General features: G+C 48.6%; 3 protein-coding genes and 1 pseudogene. All 4 read right to left on the bottom strand.

Features of this window, described 5'->3' with window-relative positions:
- Positions 1-596 (bottom strand): annotated as a pseudogene (locus ACMHKJ_RS19265) (replication protein); the annotation flags it as partial.
- Positions 593-784 carry a DUF4222 domain-containing protein gene (locus tag ACMHKJ_RS19260; protein WP_413496453.1) on the bottom strand — a complete coding sequence of 64 codons (192 nt, stop codon included), beginning with the start codon at positions 782-784 and terminating at the stop codon, positions 593-595. The pseudogene ACMHKJ_RS19265 and the gene ACMHKJ_RS19260, both read right to left, overlap by 4 nt.
- On the bottom strand, positions 777-977 hold the full coding sequence (locus tag ACMHKJ_RS19255; protein ID WP_413496451.1) for a hypothetical protein: 201 nt from the start codon (positions 975-977) through the stop codon (positions 777-779). The genes ACMHKJ_RS19260 and ACMHKJ_RS19255 overlap by 8 nt, the downstream gene beginning before the upstream one ends.
- A 63-nt stretch (positions 978-1040) precedes the next feature.
- Positions 1041-1361: YmfL family putative regulatory protein (locus ACMHKJ_RS19250; RefSeq protein WP_413496450.1), on the bottom strand; the 321-nt coding region annotated here is incomplete at its 5' end.

The following is a 1361-nucleotide window of genomic DNA, read 5'->3' as shown; positions in this document are numbered from 1 at the left end:
GAGTTAGTCACCCGGTTAAAATATTCAAGAACCAGCAAAGCAGGATCGGATGCTTCGTCGGGTTCCACGGGAACCTGACAAGGGTTTGTTGTTGTAGTCTCTGTAGTAATCTCTGTTGTAGTCTCTGTAAGATCAGGCCAATCTGACCCGTTCGATACCCCACTTTCTGACCCGTTCGAGTCGGTCAAAGTGACCTGTTCGATGGGGTCAATCTGACCTGTTCGATGATTCCGTTTTGACCTGTTCGATGAGGTCAATTTGACCTGTTCGGATAAGAGGCTATGTCCATAATTTATAGAGTAATAATTTGTACGGTCGTGACTCGCCTTTTTGATTTGCTCGATGTTAAGCACACCACTATTTTTCAGGCTGGCGAATGCGCGCTTAATGGTGGACTCGGAAAAAAACGGGAATTGCTCCTTCCATTTGTCCAGGGTGTTATAAATCCAGCGCTGCCCGTCGATCTCCACGCCTGACGCGGTATCATTAAGCCAGTACTGAATCTGCTGAAGCACTATCGCCTCATTCAGACCCAGGCGTACTGCCAGCTCAGGAATGACCACCAGCGGGCGGCTTTTCAGGAGTAAATTGCTCATGGCTTCACCTTCTTTAATCGCGTGTAACGCTCCTGAAAGATTTTCAGAGGCTCACCGCATTCGTGCTCATATCCGTCAATCATGAAAATCACACGCTCTCTCTCCCGGTCATACCGGATGACGTTTACAACACGTCCGTTCCGATCCTTGTAATACCGGTTCAGGTTGTCGGCTGTTTCTTTACGCATCGTTACCTCCGCTGCGGTAATAGTATTTCGACCAGCTGGCGATCAGGCTTTGCCGCTCTACCACTTCCTGTGCTGCCGGGTAGTTGTTCGCCATGCCACCAGCGGGTATGCTCTGCACATAACAAAGCGGTTCATTACCAACAACGAGGCATTTAAATTGCTTTCCTGGTTCTGAATGAGTTAATCTGCTCATGCGTTTATCTCTTCACACAATTGATGTAACGCGACCGAAGCCGGAGGCCGTATACCTTCGGCTTCACCCTTTCTTGTGGCATTTAATGAATGCATAAATAAAAGTCCTTCCTGTTGCGACCAGTCTGTCCAGCAGCTTCATCAGTTCTTTTTCTTCAGCGCTATCCACCTGACCATCTTCCAGAGCCTTTTCCATATAAATAGCCAGCTCGCCCTGCTTCGCTGATACCTTGCTGTGCAGGCGGAATAATTCCGGTTCATCCAAATCATCCGGGTTGATTCTTTCCACCAGCAGCATTCCGGATTCAGTTGCTACATATTCGGCATACAGCACTGTCCCGGAGACTTCCTGCATCATCATCAGGTCGTGGTGATCAAAGAACCG

This window comes from Morganella psychrotolerans (genome assembly GCF_965118875.1).
In the GTDB taxonomy this organism is placed as follows: domain Bacteria; phylum Pseudomonadota; class Gammaproteobacteria; order Enterobacterales; family Enterobacteriaceae; genus Morganella; species Morganella psychrotolerans_C.
Note: the sequence above shows the minus strand (reverse complement) of the source record. Positions and strands in the feature narration are given on the sequence as shown.